Raw genomic sequence first — 21537 nt, 5'->3', positions numbered from 1 at the left:
ATGAAATTAATGTGGAAGTCACTAAGTTCTTTATTATCGGTCATCATTTTATTCTCTTTGATCAATACGAAGGGATATGCAGCGGAACTAAAATTTGCCGTCACTGCTGTAATTCCTGACAATCAAATTGATAAATCTCAAACCTATTTTGATTTAAAAATGAAACCGGGTCAAAAACAAACGATTCAAGTTGAATTGGAAAATGCAACAGCTAAAGATATCGTAGTCGAAACTTATGCGAATACAGCTACTACAAATGACAATGGAATCACTGATTATAGCGTGACGGATCCTCAACTAGACAAAACACTTAAAATTCCATTTTCTGAAATTACAACCGTAGAAAAAGAAACAAAAGTTCCAGCAAATAGTACAGTATCTCTCGATGTAACTATAGAAATGCCCGAAGAAACCTATGATGGAGTTATTTTAGGGGGTCTTTATTTTAAAGAAAAAGAGACAAAAAAAAAGGTGGAAAAGTCTGATGATGTACAAATTGAAAATAAGTTCGCTTACACAATAGGGGTATTATTAAGAGAAACAGATAAAATCATAAAACCAGATATGGAATTAAATAAAATACAACCAGGACAGATTAATGGACGCAATGTAGTAGTAGCGAATTTACAAAACACACAGCCAGCCATGCTAAAAAATTTAAGCGTAGATGCAGAGATATACAAGGAAAAAGGAAAGGCCATTTTACACTCGGCTAAGGGCGAAAACTTACGAATGGCTCCAAACTCTAACTTCAATTACAGTATTGATTTGGAAAATTCAGCATTCAAACCTGGGACATATCGTTTGGAGATGAAAGCAACAGACGGAGATCAGATTTGGAAATGGTCAAAAAAATTTATAATTGAGGGGAAAGAGGCTAAAGAATTAAATAGTACGGCACTAGAAGCAAAAACAAATTATACCCTATATTATCTGATAAGTGGATTTATATTGTTACTATTATTACTAGTATTGGTTTATCGCTTAGGAAAACGCTCTAGGATGCAAGGAGAAGACCCTCCTTCGAGTGAGTAGAGTGTTGCGAAAAAATGGGACCTGATGGAATTGTTAATTTTATCAGGTTTTTTCTACACGTTAGCTAAAATGTCTTGTCGAAATTTTTAGTTATCTAGGCTTATTATATAACGTGTAACCAATTCTAGTAAATAAATCTGCTAAATACCTAAATTTATGTATTTTGAATCTCAACAGCTGAGAAAAATGTTGCGAATTTTAGAAAAAAACCTAATGTAGGTGAAAAAACAAGTGATTAAATCTTTACAGCCCTATATCGAAAAGCATTTAGACTACATTGTAGATCGATTTTATAAAAGTATTGTAACGGAGTGATTAATAATGCTTATTTTTTAACGAGGAAACGAAAAAAATTAAAGAGCATGCTGAAGAACAAATGAAAGCAGTGGGCGAGCAAATTGGAAATGCATCTGAAAATGCATCTGAAAATTTAGCTTCCATTACTGAACAAACAAATGCTGCGTATCAACAATTAAAATCCCAATGCGAGGGAATGTTGGAAATATCTAGTACCAGAACTAAGCTGTCTACTCTTGCAGAAGAAAGAGCTGAAGATGTGAAAGTTCAAATAAAAAAGCAAAATAATAATATGATAGAAATTTATAAATCAATTAATAATATATCTAGTGATGTCATAGAGTTATCAAAAATTACAAACCAAATGCACAATTTAATCGATATAGTCACAAAAATTGCGGATCAAACGAATTTATTAGTCCTAAATGCTGCAATTGAGGCGGCTAGAGCAGGAGAACGTGGGAAGGATTTTACCATTGTAGCAACAGAGGTGAAAAAATTATCTGAGGTGACTAAAAATTCCGCCACGGAAGTCGATCAGTTAATATTAACGACAATAGTTAATGTAAGAACACTCACAGATGAACTTGCAACTTTTATTAGGACGTAACTGAAGGAAATAAGAAATGAGGTATTAAAAATGCATCTAGTACAGGCTAAAGAATTATATAGAGTCTTAGCTTTATCAAGTGAAATACATGATAAAGATATAGTAGACCATCTTCAAGGAGTGCAAAAGTTAACAGAAAAATTCATGGCTATTCTAAAACAAAGTAAAAAATATAAATTAACTGAGGAATATGTTAATGAAATAGTATTATGCAGTGTCCTCCATGATATTGGTAAATCTGGTATTCCAGAATCTATCCTATATAAACCAGGACCACTGTCATTTTTCGAAAGAAAAATAATGGAAATGCACCCTCTCATTGGTGTCGATATCTTATTGAAAATTTCAAAAGAGATACCTAATGGATTTGTGAAAGACTGGGAAACGGCAATTAATGTTATCAGATATCACCATGAAAAATGGGATGGAACTGGTTATCCTATGGGATTAAAAAGAGAACAAATTCCTCTAGAGGCTCGGATAATTGCAATTGTAGATGTATATGATGCTCTAATTAGAAAAAGATCTTACAAAAATTCTTGGACAACTACTGAAGCTATAGCCTATTTAGTGGATAACAAAGGAATTCATTTTGATCCTTATTTGGTGGAGATATTTATTGAAAAAGTGCTTAAAGATAGTAAAAAAGAACAAAACAATACTGTAATACTTGAATTTCCTAACGAATACATTATATCTAGGCCAAGTACTTTAAAGAAATAAAAGCCATATGAGATAAAGTCACATTGATAAAGAGTCAGGAGAAACTATATGAGATCAAAAAGTATTATAAAAACGTTAGACAGCGCTGGTTGTATGGGTATCCCTGGAAATCCACGAAAGTCTGCTAAGATTGATAAGGGGGATGCTCTGAAAAATTTTATTGACAGCGAGAAAATTATTTTGGCGAAATATAAGTCTAATAGTAAGTGTATAGTAACAGGAGAAACTTCTGAGAATGATTTTAAGTTGCGTAGCGGAGGAATAGTTATAAGTACTGAAGGTGCTAGAGATTTACTTTGTAAAATTAATAACGTAATACCGTTTTGAAAATAAACTCCCCATTGTGCTGGGAGTAAAAATGAATCATTTGTAATATTATGACATGTAACTATAAAAATTTTAAACAAGTCAATCGACTCAGTTTAAAGGAAATCCCGAATAGTGAATTACTTAAAAGTAACTTTATTCGGGATTTCACTTTTTTTCACTTTGTTCATTTGAAAAGTGGAAAGTATAAACTTTTGCTCAAAAACAAATGCCTACTTGTAATTTTTAAAATGGTAAGAATCTAAATATCTTTGCTGCAGCATTAACGTTATTTGCTATATCCAAATCAAATAACCCTTCAAATCTTATCTTTTTAATCACCTTATTATCCACTATCAAGAGCTTTTGTTTGTATAATTGTTTTTATATTTTACTCCAACAAACTTCCTTTTTCATACTCTTTTACACACCGATAAAAAGTATTTGGTTTTAATTCAAGGCGCCGCGTTCCTTCAGTAGCAGTAATCAATCCAGATCGCCATTCATCATACACGTTAACAAAATAATCCCTATTAATTTCATACTTGCGTCGACCAAATTTGATGCCGTTAGTCCTTGCTATTTCTATTCCTTCTGCCTGTCGTTGCTTACTTTTTTTGCGTTCTTGTTCGGCAACATAAGATAATAAGCTTAAAAATTGATCTTCCATTAGCTTCCCGAGATCGCCTATATTCAGGGGTTTTCTACCATGAAATAAAATTTCATTCTCCAATATTATAATATCTACGTTTAACTCTCTTGTAATGTATTTCCACTCTTGAATTATTCCGTCATAATCCCTCCCCATTCGGTCTAGTGCATCAAAATATAGTAAATCTCCTTCACGTATGACCAATAACATTGCCTGACACTGTGGTCGATCAAAATCTTTACCACTTTACTTGTCAACGAAAATATAACGATCTTCAATACCAAGTGCACGCATTTTTTTATTTGTCGTTCTGGATTTTGATCTTTAGCGGAAGCATGAGCATATCCTAATCTTGAAAAAATTTTCCCCATTTCAAATTATTTGTGTCAAAAATTATATCAATTAGGTGACATATTGCAAAATAAAAAATATACTTTATGAAATAAAAGTATTAGGCATTTTATAAAGTGTCATAAAGCATACTTTTTAAAAAGCGATGCTGGCAGGAGGGATTCGGATGACTATACGCAACTCTGATCGTTTTATTATCGCATTTAATCGCATTGAGAAATCGTTAGAGAAAATCAGTGGTCTGAGCAATTATATGCCTTTTTCCCGTTTGATCGATAAAACGAAAAATATGAATGCCATTATTCGGAAGTTTGAAGTGGATTTACGAGAATGTGCAGATTTGCGCAATGCGATTGTTCATCGGCGAACGGATATCGATTATGCGATTGCCGAGCCACATGACAATATTGTTGAGCTGATTGAGTATATCGAACGAGAGTTGTCTAAGCCTGTAACGGTTGGCGATATGTTTCAACGAAAAGTGCATACATTGCGAGCGTCTGATAGTCTTGAAAAGGGTTTGAAACTTATACATGAACAAAGATTCAATCAGATTCCAATCTATGAGAATCGTAAATTCATCGGTTTGATCACCGCTGTAGGTATTACGTATTGGCTTGCAGATAAAGGGACAGAAGAAATCATTTCCCGGGAAATGCCGACATTGCTCGACATTTATTATCACGAAAAGCAAAAGAATACGTATCGATTCGTCGAAAAAGATCTCTCGGTTTATGAAGCTGAGGAATACTTTAGAAAGTCTGTTGTCGGTGGGAAGCGACTCGAAGCACTTCTGATTACCGAAAATGGTCGCCCTGAAGAAAAATTATTAGGGATTATTACGCCACTTGATTTGATGAAAATTGATTGAAAAAAGCTGTGTTTGATTCATAAATAGTGAATCAAACACAGCTTTTTTGTAGGTTAGGAATATTTCTCTGCACTGGACGAATTGCTTTTCGAGTCATGATGAACCTTTTCTTCTCGCAGTTCCATGCGTAAATCTTCTAGAGAAATGGCATCCACCGTTTGCATATCCTCGTGCATGTCGTAGATGCTTTCTTTGTCGGTGCGAAGATTTTCGGGATTGTCCATGTATGGCCCATCAGCATCTTTTCGATCTTGTTCTGTGAACACTTTTTTCTTTGTCATTTGGATGATGTTCCTTTCAAAAAAATGATTGTCTTTGTATCGTTTCCTGATTTTCGCGAATGATACATATAACAACGTTTTGGATAGATAGGAGGCGTTTCTTGATGAAGAAGGAATATTTGATTAAAAAGGGGACTAAGAAGGCTAAAAAGAATGGTCCTGAAGAAATGGATAGCAGTGTAGAGCGTGGGTTAAGTGGGGAGTTACTAGACAATCAAGACCATCAGCTGAATGATGAAGGGACAATTCCGCGCTTAAATACGAAGAATTTATAGCTTGAAAAAAGAGCGCTCCTTCAAGGAATCGCTCTTTTCATCTTATTTTTTGTCATTCAATTTTTCTTTCAAGTCTCCGATTTTCTCTTGTGCTTTGCCCTTCAGCTTATCGAGTTTCCCGCCAGCTTGAAGTGAAGAATCGCCCAGTATATTGCCGATTTGATCCTTTACTTCACCTTTTACTTTGTTGACCGTTCCTTTGATCTTATCGGAGAGTCCTTTATCACTCATCTTGTAGCCTCCACTTTTTGTCTGATAGCATTCTATACCCGACTGAAAGTGGTATAAACATTTTTGTTGAATAACAGGTTAGATAGGGGTATGAAAGTGGGTATAGTAAGCAGAAGACGATAACTAGAAGGGAGAGATAGTGATGATTGAAGACTTTAATGTTCGAAAAGAACTGTTTGAAGCCACACAGTATGAAACTCTACACTTTGCCCTAAGGTTAGATGACAAAGAATACCAAGGCCATTATAAAAGCGGGGAAGTCAATTGGTTTCAAATGCAACCAGAGCAAGAAAACCATGAGATTCCACTTGGAGAGTTGGAAGAGGAAGTGAAACGCCGAATTACCGAGTGGAAAGAAACTTGGGTGCAGTAAAGAAGCATACCGCAAAATGTTTAACAATCCATAAAGTGCACCACACTTCTAAGTAGGAGGAGGTGCACTTTTTGTATGGAGCAGCAATCTACTTTTGAGATCAAAACCATTGTGCATAAAGCTGATTCCATCTATTTCACTTGGCATGATTGTGGCGGGATGTATAATGTCTATCGAGACGGCGACCATTTGTATGAAGGAACTGTTGCGGAGTTTAGTGACGGCGATTTCAAACATGCCAAAATGTATACGTATAGCATTGAGCGGGTAGTAGATGGGGGTGTTGTCGATGTCATTGCATTACAAACATCGGCGTTTGCGGAGCAAAAAAGCAAACAAAATCCACTGCAATCACTCGTTATGACGACGATTGTTGCAAAGACGCAAATGGTGTTGGTATGGGAAGATATAAATGGTGTCGATGGGTATGAGGTGTTTCGCAATGGAGTTTATATGAAATCAGTGGATAGTAATTATTATATAGATCGAGATTTTTCGTTGGATGAAGCGTATACCTATACGATTCATTCGCAGCGTCCTCTTGTGAAATCAGCAGAACGATTTAATGTGAGTAAGTCCATTGCATCACAAATTTTCGGTCTGTTAAATCCTGTTTCATCACAAGAAGAGACTGCGGTGGAAGTGTTTACGGTGACGAAGATGATTGCCAAGCCGAAAGAATTGTTAGAATCCGTTGAAGTAAAAAGTTGTCGGGTTCGTGTGACTAATCGATGGCAATTGCGTTATACAACCTTTCTAACGGAGGAATGGGTCGTGAATCCGAATGTGCTGTCGCGGCATCATTATTTTAAAGGTGACGGCAGAGGGTTTGATTCGCACGGGGAGAGTTATCGTACGCGTGTTGATATTGAGCTTGCTTATGACGAGAAAGGTGCGCCTTTGACGTTTACGAAGGTAGTGGGTCCATCACTTGCGTATAGTCGTTTGAAGCAATTTCTCAAAAAGGCCACGGCATCTCATGAGGGCATTGATTTGCAACGGCTGGATCATGGTGAAGAGGAGGTTGGCTTTCATCTTACGCATGCTGTCGGTAACCCCCTGACAACCGCTCCGGAAATTGATTATGTGGTGCATGCAGTTCTACGGCGAGATGGTACCTTTGATATAGCGGGTGTTCACGATCAAGCGCCACATCATGAAGTGTATATGGTGCGTGGTGAGAGCGATATATGGTTGCCTATTCACCAAGCAGAAAGCAAAGGGCTTGCGTGGATGTCGCGCGTTATTGCGGGACAATATTGGCGTTGTTCGAGTTTTGGGTGAAGTTGCAAGTTGGGGAGGCTGTAGAAGCTTTCCTATTTTTTATGGAAAATTGTTCAATCTTTCGTGAAGCGACCCCTTTGACAAGTGAAGCTAGGTCTGATAAAATTATCTTGAATTCGAGATATAATACGAGCGTCATCGGAGGTACCTTTAATCGACATTAATTCCTTTTGAGGTGCACGAAATTGATTCGACAAGGAGCGATTGATAGATGAAACATATATTTAAACAAGGAACAGATACAACGAAACCAGTTTTACTAATGCTACACGGAACGGGCGGGACCGAGCAGGATTTGTTGCCACTTGCGGATTTAGTGGATCCGCAAGCGTCAGTGTTAAGCGTTCGAGGGAATGTGCTGGAGAATGGGATGCCACGCTTTTTCCGTAGATTAGCAGCGGGTGTTTTTGACGAGGAAGATTTACGGTTCCGCACGCAGGAGTTGAACGCGTTTTTGGATGAAGCAGCTGAACAATATGGGTTTGATCGATCTGCAATCATTGCGATTGGCTATTCGAATGGGGCTAATATTGCGGCGAACTTGCTATTCCATTATGCGGATGCTTTAAAAGGTGCGATTCTTCATCATCCAATGGTTCCAGGACGTGGCTTTGATTTGCCGAACTTGCAAGACGTTCCTGTATTCATTGCCGCAGGAAAAAACGATCCGATGTGTCCGGCTGAGGAAGCGGAAGAGTTGGATGAGCTGTTAACAGGAGCAGGTGCACAAGTGAATGTACATTGGGAAATGAACGGCCATTCGTTGACGCGAACAGAAGTAGATGCGGCGGCGGAGTGGTACGCAACGCGGTTTGGTAATTAAATGAATAACGGAAATGGTGAATAATAAATGGGCTATCTATACAAGCTATTTGGGAAATCGATGAATAGGGAGATGGAGAATACGACAAACGTAAAAACAGCAATCGTCTACTATAGCTCAGGCGGGACAAATTATCAGTTGGCACAATGGGCAGCTGAGGCAGCGAAAGAAGTGGGTTCTGAAGTACGGTTAATGAAAGTCGCTGAAACAGCACCGCAAGCGGTAATTGATGCAACACCAAGTTGGAAAGCAAATCATGAAGCAACAAAAGACGTTCCAGTTGTGACAGGCGATGATTTGGAGTGGGCAGACGCCATTATCTTTAGTGTACCGACGCGTTTTGGGAACATGTCGAGCCAAGTTCAAGCTTTTATCGACACGTTAGGTGGACATTGGTTCCAAGGTAAGCTTGCCAATAAAGCAGTTAGTGCAATGGCTTCTGCAGGCAACCCACACGGTGGACAGGAAGCGACAATTCTATCTCTTTACACGACAATGTATCATTGGGGCGCAGTTGTTGCAGCGCCAGGTTTCACGGATCCGGTAACGTTTGCAGCGGGAGGCAATCCGTATGGCACAAGCGTAACAGTTGGGCAAGATGGGAAAATAGTAGAAGACGAAGCAGCCATTAAAGCGGCAGTGCATCACCAAGCGAAACGTACGGTGAAAGTGGCCGAAGCGATGACATATTTTAACGCATAATAGATGTAATGAAAAAACCGATCTACGAGGGTCGGTTTTTTCGTGATTCAAGCGGGGAGTGCACAGAGTAGTTTGTTAACCTTTCAAATCATAAGTCGCTCGGAGATGGCAGGCAAGCTGAACTTTGAGGGAGTCCTCGTAGTCGTTTAGGTTCAGCTGCAGTAGTTGTTCAATTTTTCGGATCCGTTGATACAGTGTGTTGATGTGGATATGCAGTTTTTCCGCCGTTTTTGTAGCGGAACGATTGGTTTCAAAATAGATGAGAAGTGTATCTTCCAGCTCTGTTTTTCCATTGTTAGCAGATGATAATGGAGAAAAGACTTCATCGATAAATTGTTCGATTTCCTCGGTGGATTGATTTAAAAAAAGTCGGTTGAGTCCGATGTCCTCATAGCGAATAATGGCTGTGCTGTTGCGTGTAGCTAAGTAAGACAGTGTTTTGGTAGCTTCTTCATATAGTTTTTTGATAGAGTGCAATCCTTTATACGTTGTACTCACTCCTCCTCGCAAAGCAGGATTTCCGCTCTTTTCCCATTCTTTTTGTAAGGATTGGAAGTCGTAACAATCGCTGTTTGCTACAACGGGTGCGAGGAGGACAACACGATTATGCAAGCCGTAGATCATCGTTTCTTTCGTGTGAAATTGGCTTTTCATCTTCAATATAAGATGATGGATATCGATTTCAAGCAACTGCAAATCTGTATAACTAGGTATTTCAAAAATAGCGATGAACCAATGTGCGGTAGCAGTTAGGCCGAATTCTTTTGCCAATATAGCTAGATGGTCGGCGTTTTGGGCATCAAGTAAGGCTGAAAATTGTTCGTGCGTTTTTTTATAAAAATATTCCGTGACGGTTTGATTTTTTATTAATTCTAACACGAGAATCGGACTGCCTTGTTCGAGTGTAATGCGGTCCGATTCGGTGATCTCCTCGTCTACTGCAACGAGAAAGCAACCGAGAAATACAAATCGATTGTAAATGGGATACAAATAGACATTCACAGCAGAACGATTTGAGTGGAGAAGGAGTGGCTTTCTTCTCGTTGAAAAAATATTTTTTAATTCAATGGAATCGAAGTGTAGTTCTTCGTTTGGACTATGAATATAAAATTTGTCTTCGATGACATTGAAAAAGGATAGGGGAGCATGAGTCATTTGGTCAAATGCCCGGATGATTGCTTCAAGTCCTTTGTTTTCTAATGAAAGATTCGTCATTGTTTCATGGACGTCATGTCTTTTTTGAAGTTCAAGATTTTGTTTTTCGAGCTGTGCACTTAACTGTGTAATTTCATGGAGGCGCTGATGGGCTTCTGTATAATAGCGTGCATTTTGGATGGCGATGGCAGCTTGTTCAGCAAAGATTTGTAATAAAAGTAGATCGTGGTCATCCAATATTTTTTTACGACGCCATTGGTGGGTAATCATGATGCCGATTCTTTTCCCTTCGATAGCGATTGGGACACAAATGGCGGCTTCGGGAGAATTTGCGGCCGATGTGATGTGCTCGAAGTTTGTCTTGGAAATGTTGAAGCGATCCATTTCTCCGAACAGCTCTTCTTTGGAATTGAAGATTCGTCCGATACCGTCCTCAAACACTTTGCCAGTAACTGATTCTCCTGGTTTTACGCGGAATTTATAGATGTTTTCATTAAAACCGATTGGTGCTTTTGGGAGTAATAGTTGAGTAGCTGGATCGTACAGTAGTAAATAGCCTGCATCCGTGGCGGAAATGACTCTGAGTGCATTGCGCATGATTTTTTCCAGTACTTTATCGAGATTGAGGGTGGAAGTAATGGAGCGAATACTATCGACTAAAATACGTAGTTCGTCGTCTATTAATTTGCCATGCAATAAAGAATGTTTGTCGTTGTTTGTTGACAATGCCGTCAACCTCCATTCAATTATAGATAAATAACTACTAATAGGCTTTAAATTATAGATAAACACACATTGTCGTCATTATAATCCAAGTGTATAGTATTAAACATCATTATAAAAGATTTAAGATTCAGAAATATGGAAGCGTTTTCATATAACGGTTGCCACGGTTTATCTTCATTCATCAAATCTTTTTGTACTGAAAGCGAAGCGTCAGCTACAGAAAACTTCATCTCGATAGTTGGCGAGATGAATGCGGTTTTGTTTTACTGTTCGGTGGGTGTTCAAACGCTGGCTGAACGAAGATACAGCCTTTGGCGGATGTCACAGATTTTTTAGAGGAGTTTTTCGAGCGAGCTCGAAAAAAATCTGGACGCAATTACGCCGAGGCGTAATTGATCGGTTTCTAATAAAAAGAAATGAGGGGAAGAAAGATGGAACAAGTGATGAAAATAGCAAATAGTTTCCCGGTTTGGCTGATAGCGTCTCTTATTATCGGTATCGTTATATTTCAGGCAGTTGTCTTTATCAGACTTGCTTCTAGAACGGCTCCCTCTGTTGGATTGACAAGCAAAGAGGTGAAATCGGTCGTACGGACAGGGGCAATTAGTTCGTTAGGACCTTCTTTTGCAATTATTATCGTGGCGATTTCCTTGATTACGTTTCTCGGCAATCCCGTGACACTTATGCGCATTGGGATTGTTGGATCTGCTCCTATTGAAACGGTTGGTGCTAGTCTCGGGGCTCAAGCAGCTGGATCAGAACTTGGTTCGTCGACGTTCACTGCGCAGGCATTTACGACAGCAGTTTGGGTCATGTGTCTTGGCGGAATGGGCTGGTTATTGTTTACGGCGTTATTTACAAAGTCATTAGGGAAATTTCAACAGAAAATTGCAGGAAAAAGTAATAATGCGCAATTGTTAAGCATCGTCTCGACTGCTGCAATGATAGGGGCTTTCGGTTATTTTGGTGCAGGCCAGATGGTGAAAGGAATCAATGAGACCATCGTATTTATCGTCGCATTTCTAATCATGCCGGTTATTTTAGGCGCTTCCAGTAAGTTTAAACTTGGTTGGTTGCGTGAATGGTCTCTCGGAATTGTCATTGTCGTGGGCATACTTATCGGATTATTACTACTTTAAACGGGGAAGGTAGGAGAGGGATATGGCGATGATTAATGAAGTAGAAACGAAAGCGATGACACAGGATGCTTTACAAACGAACGCAACGGATAGAGCAATTGATTTTGAAACGTTTCATAATAAGTCGCATTTTTGGGGCCGTTTGACGATTTGGAGTGTTATTGTATTGACGTTGGCTTTGCCTATGTACTTATCGTTTGTTCTTGGCTTTCATCCAGGATGGGCAACAATCTTGTCGGGATTCTCTGCCTATGCAGCGGTTGTTGCAGTCGTATGGGTCATTGAGCCAATTAGTTATTATCCTGTTTTAGGTATTTCGGGGACATATTTAGCATTTTTAACAGGTAATATTGGAAATATGTGTTTGCCAAGCGCGTCCATCGCGCAAAGTGTTGTTGGTGCTGAACCGGGGACGAAAAAAGGAGAAGTAACGGCAACGCTTGCGATAGCAGCAGCCTCAATTGTGAATACTGTTGTTCTGGTATTTGCTATTCTTTTTGGTTCGTATCTCATCGCGCTGTTGCCGGAAACGTTAACAGCAAGTTTCCAGTTTGTCTTGCCAGCCATTTTCGGAGGCGTAATTGCCCAATTTGCTATTAAGAAACCATTATGGGGTGTCGTTGCGCTAGCTATTGGATTATTTGTCAATTTAGGTCCAGTACCAGCTTCGTTGAAAACATTTCTGTGTATACTAGGGACAGTCGTTGCTTGTATACTGCTTGAGAAGTTAAAAAAGCAAAAAGAGGCGTAAGAATCGTGGGATTTTAGAAAGGGAGAGGATCGAGATGGGACAACCAGTGAAAGAAGTGCTTAAAACGAAACGGCAACTAATGGAGATGCTTGAAAGTAGAGCGGATGAAATGATTGCAATTCGTCGCCACTTGCATGAGCATCCAGAGTTATCTTTTAAAGAAGAAAAGACAGCGCAATACATTGTGGATTTTTATAAAGGAAAAGATGTAGAAGTTTTAACGAATGTAGGCAATGGTTACGGTATCGTTGTGACGATTAAAGGTGGAAAACCGGGGAAGACGATTGGACTGCGTGCAGATTTTGATGCACTACCCATTCATGAAGAAGCCGATGTACCTTTTAAATCGAAAAACGATGGTGTCATGCACGCGTGTGGACACGACGGACATACTGCCTATATGCTCATTCTTGCAGATTGCTTGATTCAGCTGAAATCTTCTATTGCCGGAACGATTAAAATTATTCATCAGCATGCGGAGGAAACACCGCCGGGTGGAGCAAAGAGTATCGTTGAGTCGGGTGCACTAGATGACTTGGATTTGGTATTTGGCACGCATTTGTTCCCGACACATCGAGTTGGAACAATCGGCTATCGTAGCGGTTATGCGATGGCGGGGAGAACGTATTTCAAGCTGGTCATTCAAGGCAGTGGCGGACATGGCTCTTCTCCGCATCAATCGAATGACCCGATTGTTGCGGGTGCGCATTTCGTGACAGCGATTCAGACGATTGTCAGCAGAAGGTTGAATCCGTTTGAAATGGGCGTTGTGACGATTGGTTCTTTTGATGGAAAGGGCTCATTCAATGTCATTAAGGACAGTATAGAGTTGGAAGGCGATGTTCGCTATATGAATGAGGAAACGCAGCAGACCATCGAGCACGAGATTCGTCGTATTGTCAGTGGTATTGAATTGGAATTTGGTGTGACATGCGAATTGACGTATACTGCTGATTATCCGCCACTCTACAATGACCCAGCAACGACGGCAGAAGTGGTTTCTATTTTGCAACAGTCGAAGGATCAAAGTATTAAAGAAATCATTGAGTTTCCGGTCTTCTCAGGGTCGGAGGATTTCTCGTATTACTTGGAAAAAGTGCCTGGTCTGTTCTTCAATATCGGCTGTAAACCAAAAGGTGTGGAAAGAGCGTATATGAACCATCACCCGAAATTTGATATTGATGAAGATGCACTTCTCGTTTCAGCGAAGTCTGTTGCTGAAGTAGTTTGTCATTACTGCGATGTTGAATAATCGAATTGCTGGTGGGACAGCCGGTATTCATTTTCGTATGTAGTTTATCCATAATGTTGATAGAGCGGAAAAAAAGGGGCTAAAAACCATTACGGTTGATAGCCCTTTTTTATATGCTTTGCCGTCATTTTGTCTTATCCGGCCGCGGCCAGATAAAGTAGGACGCAGAGATGACGAAGTCAATGCCAAGAACGAGTGCCCATACTTTTAGTGTTCCGGATAACGCTTCCGTTCGAGAAGGGTCATTAATGAGGTAAATCATAACGACAAGGAGCGTGGCCCCGATAATAAAGGCGAGCAAATGTTGCAAGGAGCCTTTCATGGAGTGACGTGCATGCGCCCATCCCGTTTTTCGGGCGGGCTTTGTGCCTTGTTGTTGAATATAATATTGGAAGCGCTCGTCAGCCCAACGAATCATACTTTTTCCAAAGGCGATGGAGACGCCAAGGTAGACGGCGGCAATGGCATGCGCTTGGGTTGCAGTAGCCCCATTGTATAGATCAGTTGCCGTGACGACAAGGAGAAGTAAGTCGATAATAGGTGTCAAAGCAAGAAAGAAAAAGCCGAGTCGTTCACGTTTGAATAGATAGCGTGTGACCAAACCAAGTAAGATGACGACCCAAAAGCCGATTTCGCAAGCGACAATGGTCCAGGCGACAAAATTCATATAGACACTCCTTTATGTATGGCAGTTGTTTTATTTTACCATACGGCGTGCGGATTTCACGGCTATTAACAAGTTTATGATCGTCTTGGAAGGTGTTATGCCCGCCACGCACAAAAAAACAGAAAAGCCATTTAGCTTTTCCGCTCCCCACTCATTTATTCAAATATGCCCAAGCATATTGTGCGTATAATTCTGCACCTGTTGTAAGCGCATCTTCGTCGATGTCGAAGTTGCCATGGTGATGTGACCACTCCGTATCCTTTTTGGGATTACCGCTACCGACAAGTGCGAAGCTACCAGGTGCTTCATCGAGGAAGAATGAGAAGTCTTCTGCCCCCATCGTCGGTTTCTCATCATACAATACGTCTGCTCCGAATGCTTCGGTGGCAACTTGTTGAACAAGTCGAGCGCTTGTTTCTTCATTGATTACAGGTTGTGTTCCACGAATATACTCAATTTTCGCCGTTGCACCGTACATGTCGGCAACGCTTTGTGCGTATTGTGTAATGCTTTTTTCGATATGATTACGTGTGTCTGGATGGAATGTCCGAACTGTTCCTTCAATCAATGCGTTCTCAGCAATGATGTTGAAGCGTGTGCCGACGTCCATTTTACCGACAGTGAGGACGGCTGGACTTTGCGGATCGATTGTCCGAGAGACGACGGTTTGCACATTCATGACGAAGGAAGAGGCAACAAGTGCCGCGTCAATACAGTCTTGTGGAATGGCACCGTGTCCGCCTTTTCCTGTGAAATGGACTTTGAAAATATCTGCTGCCGCAAATGAAGGGCCTGGTGAGCAAGCTACTTTGTGTGTCGGCATTTGCGACCAAATGTGAATGCCAAATACATTGTCGACGCCTTCCATTGCTCCTTGCTGAACCATTGCTTTTGCCCCTTGTGCAATTTCTTCAGCAGGTTGGAATAGAAGCCGCACATTACCTGGCAGCTCGCCTTTCACAGCTACTAATGCTTTTGCGGCAATGAGTAGCATGGACGTATGTGCATCATGGCCACATGCATGCATTTTTCCTTCGATTTTCGAAGCATAGGGCACGTGTTTGTTGAGTTGTTCGACAGAAAGGGCGTCCATGTCGCCGCGTAGTGCGACGGTTTTACCGCCAGAAGCACCTTGAATTTCAGCGATAACACCAGTTGGTTCAGTCTTGCGGTAGGCAATACCAAGCTTGTCCAAGTAATCACAAACAAATGCAGTCGTTTTGACTTCTTCAAATGATAGTTCTGGCTCACTATGGAGCTTACGTCGCAATGCGGTTAGTTCGTTACTATAGTTCGCGATTGCGTCTTTTATAGTCTGATTAATCATAATGATTGAGCCTCCGTTAATTGTTTTGCTACTTCAAAGAGAATATCTGTACCGTTTGCGAGATGTCCTGCGTCTGACCATTCTTCCGGACAATGGCTGAGCCCATTTTTACTCGGGATGAAAATCATACCGCAAGCGGTGAAATCTGAGAACACCATGGCATCATGGCCAGCTCCGCTATTGATTGAACAGTAGGGAATCGTTAACGCATCACTTGCTTGCTTTAGTGATGAACGTACTTTTTCGTCTAATGCTTTCGGTGCAATATAGAGCAATTGTTCAGTAGACGTGCTAATTCCGCCGCTATCTCTAGCTCTAACGAGTGCTTCGACTTGGCGAATGGCATTTTGCACATGCGCTTCCTTACCTGACCGGATATCAACCGTAAAGACAACCTTATCAGGGATAACATTGGCGCCATTCGGGAAGACATGCAGTCGTCCGGTTGTAATCACTGTGCCGTCGCCTTCGTTTAGCGCAATAAGTGGTAAATCCGCAATGATTTGTGCTGCGGAAACGAGTGCATCTGCACGTCGATCCATCGGTGTTGTCCCCGCATGTCCTGCTTGCCCTTGGACAGTTACTTCTAATTGCGAAAGCCCGACAATTGCTTCAACGACGCCGACTTGAATACCTTTTTCCTCAAGAATAGGGCCTTGTTCAATGTGTAATTCGAGAAATGCTTTTATCGTTACGGGATGCCGGAGTTTGTCCTTTGAAGGATCTAACTGGATATCGGTCATCGCATCTGTTGCAAGGATGCCATCTTTATCGGCAAGTTTGTTAAAATCCTCCTCAGTCAATAAACCCATCATGCCCCTTGAACCCATCAGCCCACCGCCAAATCGAGACCCTTCTTCTTCCACCATTGCAATGATTTCGAGTGGATAAGTTGGTTTCAACTTGTGTTCTTGAAACAGGGCGGCAACCTCTAAACCAACGACAACACCTGCAGTTCCATCATAGGCACCGCCATTGGGAACGGAATCGAAATGAGAACCGACAATAACGGATGGAGCGTTAGCTAACGCTCCATCCAATTTGCCGAAGATATTGCCAAAGCCATCTTCTGATACATTCAGTCCATATGACGCCATCTTTTCTTTAATGTAATTTCGGGCTTGTAAATCTTCCGGACTATAAGTGAGCCGTGTGACGCCTTCACCAGGTGTTGCCGTGAAGCGGCTTAATAATTCAATATGCTCTTCAATACGTTGTTGATTTGCTTTCATCATGACACCTCCAATTCTCACAAGAATCCGACAAAGAAGCCTGCAAGGATGACTGATACAATTGTCACGCTAATGAAACCGCCGACGAGCATAGGAGGTAGCATTTGACCTGTCAACGCTTCTCGTTCTTTTTCATCTTCCGTTAACGAATTGATAACTTCGTTGGTAATAATATAGTCAGCTGGGAACCCGTACAAAGCAGTTAATGAAACGGCAAATGCCATTTCTTTACTGACTTTTAACACCTTGCCGATGAAAAATGAAAAGATGTACATACCGATAACACCCAACACAATACAACCGACAAGTGGATATAAGATTTCCATCATCATAGAAGGCGTAGCATTTTTCAAGCCATCAAAGATGAATAGCATAAGTGCCATCATTGCTAGTCCGAAACCATTCGCTTTTTGCAGCACTTGACGTTCCAAGAAGCCAACACTTGCAGCGATAATCCCGAACAATAGGCATAGCACGTACGGGCTGACTGTGACAATCGGTGCCAGTAATGTAGAAACGAGATAGGCAAGGAAACCGACAAAGGCTAGACGGAAAAATTTAAAGTAGTCCGTATTATATTTCGCGGGCATTTTACTAAATAACTTAAGTTCTTTTTCAGGTGTTGTTGTTAACACGTCGACGTTGCCACCATTTGTTGTAAGCTCGCCTTTACGATATTTTTCTAACAGCATTTTTCCTTCTTTTTTCAGTACGATTGATGTGAGCGGATAGCCTGCAAAGCCTTGCATAACGTAAATGACAATTGCAAATACAGATAATGAGACAAGCCCTGCTTCTGCAGCCCCTTCAGACATGATTAAGGCAGATACAACACCGCCAACGAGAGGCGGGATAGCAACGATGATTGTTTCAACACCGAATAACAATGTACCAATTCCGAATAGGGCAACAACAATCCCTAGAATACCAGCGAGAGAGATTAAAATGGTTTTCCATTGTTCTTTTAGTTGTTGGATGGAGAGCAAAGTTCCCATATTGGTAATAAGTAAGTAAATCATCATAGAAGCAACAGTAGGCGGTACACCAGCAAGCGAGACGATATCTTGCGGGAAAAACGTCCAATAACCGAGTAAGAAAAGAATGGCGCAGACGAAAACAGATGGAATCCAAGCCTTCGTACGGACCGCAACCACATCTCCGATAAATAGAATAGCAACGATAATGACTAAAGCAAGCATTTGAGACATAGTATTCTTCCCTTTCAGACAACATAGAATTTTTATTAAGAATACCATGAAATTTTGTCGAATAAAAGAGATTTTTGCATTTTGTATATAATATATTACGGAAATGGAGATAGGAATTATTTAGTTCAGTTTATATAGAAAAGTAAAAACCCCTTCACATATGGCCTCGTTGCCTATGTGAAGGGGTTTGCTTATGTTGTTGCTGGTAGTAATGAGTTTTTGATGTCATAGTTTTCTTTTACTTCTTCCAACCAGTTTACATATTCAGTTTGGATTTGTTTCTCAACTAATAGTTCCTTTATTTCCTTTTTGTGGTCTTCGAGAGTAGCTTCTTTTGCCTCTTTTTTATCAGTGACTTGAATGATGTGATAGCCATGTTCTGTTTTCACTGGCTCACTGATTGTCCCAGGTTTCATTGAAAAGGCGGCCTCTTCAAATTCAGCAACCATCTTACCACGAGAAAAGTAGCCTAATTCGCCACCTTTTTCAGCGCTATTGTCTGTTGAGTATTCTTTTGCAAGCTCGGCAAAATCCCCGCCATCTGCTAGTTTCTTAGCTACTTCTTTGGCTGTTGCTTCATCTTTCACTAAAATATGGCTCGCTTCAACCTGCTCTTCCTCATCGAATGATGCTTTGTTTTCTTCAAAATGGGCTTTGATGTCTTCATCGGTTACATTGGTGCGTGGTTCAAGCACTTTGCGAAGGGTTAGATACTCCTTAATGCTTGCTTTGAACTGCTTTTCCGTCATACCGCTCTGTTCTAATGCGCTTGTGAAGGCTTCTTTGCCACCGAGCATTTCGATTTGTGCGTTGAACTCAGCTTCAATTTCTTTATCTGAAATCGTAATTTTTTCTTTTTTCAACTCTTGCGCAATGACTTTGTCGTCAATCAGCGAAGAGATTGCTTGTTGGCCGGCTGATTGAACGAGTGTTTCATACAACTCATCCTTTGTGATTTTTTCGCCGCCTACTGATGCAACTGTTTCGTCCTTTGTGAAGCCTGTTGCGAGTACAAAGATAATCGCGATAATCCCAATGCCTAAAAGGGGATACAACCATTTTTTACTCATTATTTCTCCTCCAACATGTTTGATATATTCCGATTGTATCTTGGAAATATGAACAAACTATTACGGAGTAGAAAATAAAAATTTATTTCGGCAAACAAATCGTAAACTTCGTCCCTTGTCCTTTTTCACTTGCTACGTCAATGGTCCCATCATGCATGGTGACGAGTTGTTTAACGATGGATAGCCCGAGCCCGAATTCGCCGTAAGGATTTGTCGTCCGTGAGACGATGGCTTTATAAAAACGGCTCCATATTTTCTCTACATCTTCGGGGTCGATGCCGATACCTGTATCTTCAATTTCAATGACGGTTTGCTCGTCTTGTAAATAACCGCGCAAAGAAATCGTTCCATTTTCAGTGAATTGGATACTGTTTTTCGTAATGTTAATCAAAATCTGCATGATTCGGTCGTAGTCGGCATGCACTTGTACGGTTGGGTCTGCTGTGATGACAATGGTGTTATGGCGTTCGTTTGCCGCACCTTCTAGCTGATCTTTAATAATTTCGAGCAATTCCACGACTTGGATATCTTGTTTCAGTAATGTGATTTGGTTGGAACGAATTTTTTCATAGTCAAGATTCTCATTGACGAGACGGATGAGCCGCATTGTTTCATTGCTCGCGAGTTGTAGCCCTTTTTCCTTCTCGGATTCTGGAATCATGTCGTTTTTTAAGCCTTCAGTAATACCGCGTATCGTTGTAAGCGGTGTTCGTAATTCATGGGACACGTCAGCCATAAACTGGCGGCGTCTATTTTCAAGATTTTCGATTTCTTCCATTGAAGCGTCCAGTTTTTCGACCATACCATTGAAGTCACTTGCAAGTTCGCCGATTTCATCAAAGTCTGAAGAGGGGATGCGCACGGAGTAATCTCCTTGTGCGACCAACGAAGCCGCTTCCCGTAGACGTTGGATGCGTTTCCCATGGAATGTCGATAGAAACCAGCTGAGAAGCAAAGCAACTGCTAATGCAATGACTGTGGTAAGTAACAAATAGGTATTCATTTGAGAAATAACTTCCCGTGATCCCTTGATAGGGGATGTTAGCAAGATGCCGCCGATAAATTGATTGTTATGAACATAAGGTAGCAGGACGAATGTGACGGCCTCGTTAAACCGTTTGAAATCTTGTTTAACCGTGACTGTCTGTCCATTTTTAATATCTCGCCATTCCTCTTCGCTTAGTTCGATTAAGGGTGTTTTTAACCCTGTTGAATAAATGATGGACGATTGTTCATCGAATAGGCTGTATTGAATATCGCGGGCATCCAAGACATAGCCATACGACTGTAAAATGCTGCTAGAACTAATTTGATCACGGTCTATATCCTGTAAAATGGTTTGACCATACGTTGCAAGTTCTTCCGTTTTGTTATCATAAACGAACTGTTCGACGTAATGAGAGAATAGCAAGCTGAGCAATAAAAAGGCGATAACGATAACGCCAATGTGACTAGCGAGCTGCTGATAGAAGTATTTGATTTTCATTTGCCATCACCGATTGTTTCATCGAAACGGTAGCCGACTCCCCAAACAGTATGGAAAAAGGGTTGGTTGTTAGTGGCGATTTTTGTCCGTAGTCGCTTGATATGAACATCAACGGTGCGATCATCGCCATAAAAATCATAGCCCCATACACGATCGAGTAGTTGTTCGCGTGAAAATACTTGTTTCGGATGTTGGACGAAATGGTAGAGTAAGTCGAATTCTTTTGGCGTCAAATTGAGGACGGGCTTGCCGTCTAAAAAGACTTCGCGTGTGATGTGGTTAATCGTGAAATGCGCTGTCTTAATAATCCCTTCTTCCAACGGCTCATGTTGAGGGACAGCATATCGACGAGTTACAGCTTTGATACGAGCCATAAGGGCAAGTGGACTGAAAGGTTTTGTGACATAATCGTCCGCACCCATTTCGAGTCCGAGCACTTGATCGGATTCGCTGTCTTTGGCAGTCAACATAATAATCGGCGTCGCGTATTGTTCTTGCCGTAATTTGCGGCAAATCGTGACGCCGTCCATGCCAGGAAGCATCCAATCGACAATTAGGCAGTCCCATTTAGTTTCACGCGCACGCTGATAGCCTTCGAGACCGTCTTTCGCAAATGCACCTTCAATCCCTTCTTTCGCAAAAAAAAGTTCAATCATCGAAGAGACACTTTCATTGTCTTCTATAACTAAGATTTTCAACAGATTGCATCT

The 21537-nt window shown here is 40.9% G+C and carries 24 protein-coding genes; 13 read left to right on the top strand and 11 right to left on the bottom strand.

Going from position 1 to position 21537, the window contains the following annotated elements; translation table 11 throughout:
* Window positions 1-9: 9 nt before the first annotated feature.
* From MKY34_RS02885 to MKY34_RS02870, 4 genes are all read left to right on the top strand, one after another.
* Window positions 10-1035 (top strand): DUF916 and DUF3324 domain-containing protein, encoded by a 1026-nt coding sequence (locus MKY34_RS02885; protein WP_342515174.1) that lies wholly within the window; start codon window positions 10-12, stop codon window positions 1033-1035.
* A gap of 376 nt (window positions 1036-1411) precedes the next feature.
* A complete protein-coding gene (locus MKY34_RS02880) occupies window positions 1412-1942 on the top strand; it encodes a methyl-accepting chemotaxis protein (protein WP_342513753.1) in 531 nt (176 codons plus the stop codon).
* Between the two features lie 30 nt (window positions 1943-1972).
* Entirely contained in the window at window positions 1973-2665 is a 693-nt protein-coding gene (locus MKY34_RS02875; protein ID WP_342513752.1) for an HD domain-containing phosphohydrolase, read from the top strand.
* Window positions 2666-2713: 48 nt separating this feature from the next.
* Window positions 2714-2992, top strand: a complete 279-nt coding sequence (locus MKY34_RS02870) for a transition state regulator Abh (RefSeq protein WP_342513751.1) — start codon at window positions 2714-2716, stop codon at window positions 2990-2992.
* 370 nt (window positions 2993-3362) lie between these two features.
* Here the strand turns inward: MKY34_RS02870 and MKY34_RS02865 are convergent, their stop codons facing one another.
* Window positions 3363-3827, bottom strand: coding sequence for a recombinase family protein (locus MKY34_RS02865; protein ID WP_342513750.1), 465 nt, complete (start codon window positions 3825-3827; stop codon window positions 3363-3365).
* Window positions 3828-4140: 313 nt separating this feature from the next.
* On the opposite strand from MKY34_RS02865, the gene MKY34_RS02860 reads away from it, so the two are divergent.
* Window positions 4141-4845 carry a CBS domain-containing protein gene (locus MKY34_RS02860; RefSeq protein WP_342513749.1) on the top strand — a complete coding sequence of 235 codons (705 nt, stop codon included), beginning with the start codon at window positions 4141-4143 and terminating at the stop codon, window positions 4843-4845.
* Between the two features lie 53 nt (window positions 4846-4898).
* Here MKY34_RS02860 and MKY34_RS02855 read toward each other — a convergent pair whose 3' ends face one another.
* Window positions 4899-5126, bottom strand: coding sequence for a hypothetical protein (locus MKY34_RS02855; RefSeq protein ID WP_342513748.1), 228 nt, complete (start codon window positions 5124-5126; stop codon window positions 4899-4901).
* 104 nt (window positions 5127-5230) lie between these two features.
* Between MKY34_RS02855 and MKY34_RS02850 the strand changes: the two genes are divergently transcribed.
* The gene (locus MKY34_RS02850) at window positions 5231-5401 is read left to right on the top strand and encodes a hypothetical protein (protein WP_342513747.1); all 171 of its coding nucleotides are present in this window, start codon (window positions 5231-5233) and stop codon (window positions 5399-5401) included.
* Window positions 5402-5443: 42 nt separating this feature from the next.
* On the opposite strand, the gene MKY34_RS02845 is transcribed toward MKY34_RS02850, so the two are convergent.
* The gene (locus tag MKY34_RS02845) at window positions 5444-5632 is read right to left on the bottom strand and encodes a CsbD family protein (RefSeq protein WP_342513746.1); all 189 of its coding nucleotides are present in this window, start codon (window positions 5630-5632) and stop codon (window positions 5444-5446) included.
* 142 nt (window positions 5633-5774) lie between these two features.
* On the opposite strand from MKY34_RS02845, the gene MKY34_RS02840 reads away from it, so the two are divergent.
* The 4 genes from MKY34_RS02840 to wrbA all read left to right on the top strand — a co-directional run bounded on the left by MKY34_RS02840 (window position 5775) and on the right by wrbA (window position 8814).
* Window positions 5775-6005, top strand: coding sequence for a hypothetical protein (locus tag MKY34_RS02840; RefSeq protein WP_342513745.1), 231 nt, complete (start codon window positions 5775-5777; stop codon window positions 6003-6005).
* 75 nt (window positions 6006-6080) lie between these two features.
* The gene (locus MKY34_RS02835) at window positions 6081-7289 is read left to right on the top strand and encodes a DUF3238 domain-containing protein (RefSeq protein ID WP_342513744.1); all 1209 of its coding nucleotides are present in this window, start codon (window positions 6081-6083) and stop codon (window positions 7287-7289) included.
* 211 nt (window positions 7290-7500) lie between these two features.
* The gene (locus MKY34_RS02830) at window positions 7501-8112 is read left to right on the top strand and encodes an alpha/beta hydrolase (RefSeq protein ID WP_342513743.1); all 612 of its coding nucleotides are present in this window, start codon (window positions 7501-7503) and stop codon (window positions 8110-8112) included.
* A gap of 27 nt (window positions 8113-8139) precedes the next feature.
* Window positions 8140-8814, top strand: a complete 675-nt coding sequence (wrbA, locus tag MKY34_RS02825; protein WP_342513742.1) for an NAD(P)H:quinone oxidoreductase — start codon at window positions 8140-8142, stop codon at window positions 8812-8814.
* A gap of 75 nt (window positions 8815-8889) precedes the next feature.
* On the opposite strand, the gene MKY34_RS02820 is transcribed toward wrbA, so the two are convergent.
* On the bottom strand, window positions 8890-10695 hold the full coding sequence (locus MKY34_RS02820) for a helix-turn-helix domain-containing protein (protein ID WP_342513741.1): 1806 nt from the start codon (window positions 10693-10695) through the stop codon (window positions 8890-8892).
* Between the two features lie 431 nt (window positions 10696-11126).
* Here MKY34_RS02820 and MKY34_RS02815 point away from each other — a divergent pair, with 431 nt between their 5' ends.
* Genes MKY34_RS02815 through MKY34_RS02805 form a run of 3 tightly spaced genes read left to right on the top strand, consistent with a single transcriptional unit; the run spans window position 11127 to window position 13837 of the window.
* Window positions 11127-11834: a DUF5058 family protein gene (locus tag MKY34_RS02815; protein ID WP_342513740.1), complete on the top strand. Its 708-nt coding sequence runs from the start codon at window positions 11127-11129 to the stop codon at window positions 11832-11834.
* A 22-nt stretch (window positions 11835-11856) separates the two neighbouring features.
* Window positions 11857-12585, top strand: coding sequence for a small-conductance mechanosensitive channel (locus MKY34_RS02810; RefSeq protein ID WP_342513739.1), 729 nt, complete (start codon window positions 11857-11859; stop codon window positions 12583-12585).
* Between the two features lie 34 nt (window positions 12586-12619).
* The gene (locus tag MKY34_RS02805) at window positions 12620-13837 is read left to right on the top strand and encodes a M20 family metallopeptidase (protein ID WP_342513738.1); all 1218 of its coding nucleotides are present in this window, start codon (window positions 12620-12622) and stop codon (window positions 13835-13837) included.
* 124 nt (window positions 13838-13961) lie between these two features.
* Here MKY34_RS02805 and MKY34_RS02800 read toward each other — a convergent pair whose 3' ends face one another.
* The 7 genes from MKY34_RS02800 to MKY34_RS02770 form a co-directional block, all read right to left on the bottom strand.
* The gene (locus MKY34_RS02800) at window positions 13962-14504 is read right to left on the bottom strand and encodes a hypothetical protein (RefSeq protein ID WP_342513737.1); all 543 of its coding nucleotides are present in this window, start codon (window positions 14502-14504) and stop codon (window positions 13962-13964) included.
* A 151-nt stretch (window positions 14505-14655) separates the two neighbouring features.
* Window positions 14656-15831 (bottom strand): amidohydrolase, encoded by a 1176-nt coding sequence (locus MKY34_RS02795; RefSeq protein WP_342513736.1) that lies wholly within the window; start codon window positions 15829-15831, stop codon window positions 14656-14658.
* A complete protein-coding gene (locus tag MKY34_RS02790; protein ID WP_342513735.1) occupies window positions 15828-17063 on the bottom strand; it encodes a Zn-dependent hydrolase in 1236 nt (411 codons plus the stop codon). The genes MKY34_RS02795 and MKY34_RS02790 overlap by 4 nt, the downstream gene beginning before the upstream one ends.
* Window positions 17064-17080: 17 nt before the next feature.
* The gene (locus MKY34_RS02785; protein WP_342513734.1) at window positions 17081-18271 is read right to left on the bottom strand and encodes a hypothetical protein; all 1191 of its coding nucleotides are present in this window, start codon (window positions 18269-18271) and stop codon (window positions 17081-17083) included.
* A gap of 191 nt (window positions 18272-18462) precedes the next feature.
* Window positions 18463-19341 (bottom strand): peptidylprolyl isomerase, encoded by an 879-nt coding sequence (locus tag MKY34_RS02780; protein ID WP_342513733.1) that lies wholly within the window; start codon window positions 19339-19341, stop codon window positions 18463-18465.
* 82 nt (window positions 19342-19423) lie between these two features.
* The gene (locus MKY34_RS02775) at window positions 19424-20827 is read right to left on the bottom strand and encodes a HAMP domain-containing sensor histidine kinase (RefSeq protein ID WP_342513732.1); all 1404 of its coding nucleotides are present in this window, start codon (window positions 20825-20827) and stop codon (window positions 19424-19426) included.
* Complete coding sequence (locus tag MKY34_RS02770; protein WP_342513731.1) at window positions 20824-21525, bottom strand: response regulator transcription factor; 702 nt, start codon at window positions 21523-21525, stop codon at window positions 20824-20826. Before MKY34_RS02770 ends, MKY34_RS02775 begins: the two co-directional genes overlap by 4 nt.
* Window positions 21526-21537 lie beyond the last annotated feature (12 nt).

The sequence above is a fragment of the Sporosarcina sp. FSL K6-1522 genome, assembly GCF_038622445.1.
GTDB lineage: Bacteria > Bacillota > Bacilli > Bacillales_A > Planococcaceae > Sporosarcina.
Note: the sequence above shows the minus strand (reverse complement) of the source record. Positions and strands in the feature narration are given on the sequence as shown.

Bases quoted from the DNA above. Each gene is read 5' to 3' on its own strand.
- MKY34_RS02885 (WP_342515174.1), top strand. From the start codon at position 10: ATGTGGAAGTCACTAAGTTCTTTATTATCGGTCATCATTTTATTCTCT.
- MKY34_RS02880 (WP_342513753.1), top strand. From the start codon at position 1,412: ATGAAAGCAGTGGGCGAGCAAATTGGAAATGCATCTGAAAATGCATCT.
- MKY34_RS02875 (WP_342513752.1), top strand. From the start codon at position 1,973: ATGCATCTAGTACAGGCTAAAGAATTATATAGAGTCTTAGCTTTATCA.
- MKY34_RS02870 (WP_342513751.1), top strand. From the start codon at position 2,714: ATGAGATCAAAAAGTATTATAAAAACGTTAGACAGCGCTGGTTGTATG.
- MKY34_RS02860 (WP_342513749.1), top strand. From the start codon at position 4,141: ATGACTATACGCAACTCTGATCGTTTTATTATCGCATTTAATCGCATT.
- MKY34_RS02855 (WP_342513748.1), bottom strand. From the start codon at position 5,126: ATGACAAAGAAAAAAGTGTTCACAGAACAAGATCGAAAAGATGCTGAT.
- MKY34_RS02850 (WP_342513747.1), top strand. From the start codon at position 5,231: ATGAAGAAGGAATATTTGATTAAAAAGGGGACTAAGAAGGCTAAAAAG.
- MKY34_RS02845 (WP_342513746.1), bottom strand. From the start codon at position 5,632: ATGAGTGATAAAGGACTCTCCGATAAGATCAAAGGAACGGTCAACAAA.
- MKY34_RS02840 (WP_342513745.1), top strand. From the start codon at position 5,775: ATGATTGAAGACTTTAATGTTCGAAAAGAACTGTTTGAAGCCACACAG.
- MKY34_RS02835 (WP_342513744.1), top strand. From the start codon at position 6,081: ATGGAGCAGCAATCTACTTTTGAGATCAAAACCATTGTGCATAAAGCT.
- MKY34_RS02830 (WP_342513743.1), top strand. From the start codon at position 7,501: ATGAAACATATATTTAAACAAGGAACAGATACAACGAAACCAGTTTTA.
- wrbA (WP_342513742.1), top strand. From the start codon at position 8,140: ATGGGCTATCTATACAAGCTATTTGGGAAATCGATGAATAGGGAGATG.
- MKY34_RS02815 (WP_342513740.1), top strand. From the start codon at position 11,127: ATGGAACAAGTGATGAAAATAGCAAATAGTTTCCCGGTTTGGCTGATA.
- MKY34_RS02810 (WP_342513739.1), top strand. From the start codon at position 11,857: ATGGCGATGATTAATGAAGTAGAAACGAAAGCGATGACACAGGATGCT.
- MKY34_RS02805 (WP_342513738.1), top strand. From the start codon at position 12,620: ATGGGACAACCAGTGAAAGAAGTGCTTAAAACGAAACGGCAACTAATG.
- MKY34_RS02800 (WP_342513737.1), bottom strand. From the start codon at position 14,504: ATGAATTTTGTCGCCTGGACCATTGTCGCTTGCGAAATCGGCTTTTGG.
- MKY34_RS02795 (WP_342513736.1), bottom strand. From the start codon at position 15,831: ATGATTAATCAGACTATAAAAGACGCAATCGCGAACTATAGTAACGAA.
- MKY34_RS02790 (WP_342513735.1), bottom strand. From the start codon at position 17,063: ATGAAAGCAAATCAACAACGTATTGAAGAGCATATTGAATTATTAAGC.
- MKY34_RS02785 (WP_342513734.1), bottom strand. From the start codon at position 18,271: ATGTCTCAAATGCTTGCTTTAGTCATTATCGTTGCTATTCTATTTATC.
- MKY34_RS02780 (WP_342513733.1), bottom strand. From the start codon at position 19,341: ATGAGTAAAAAATGGTTGTATCCCCTTTTAGGCATTGGGATTATCGCG.
- MKY34_RS02775 (WP_342513732.1), bottom strand. From the start codon at position 20,827: ATGAAAATCAAATACTTCTATCAGCAGCTCGCTAGTCACATTGGCGTT.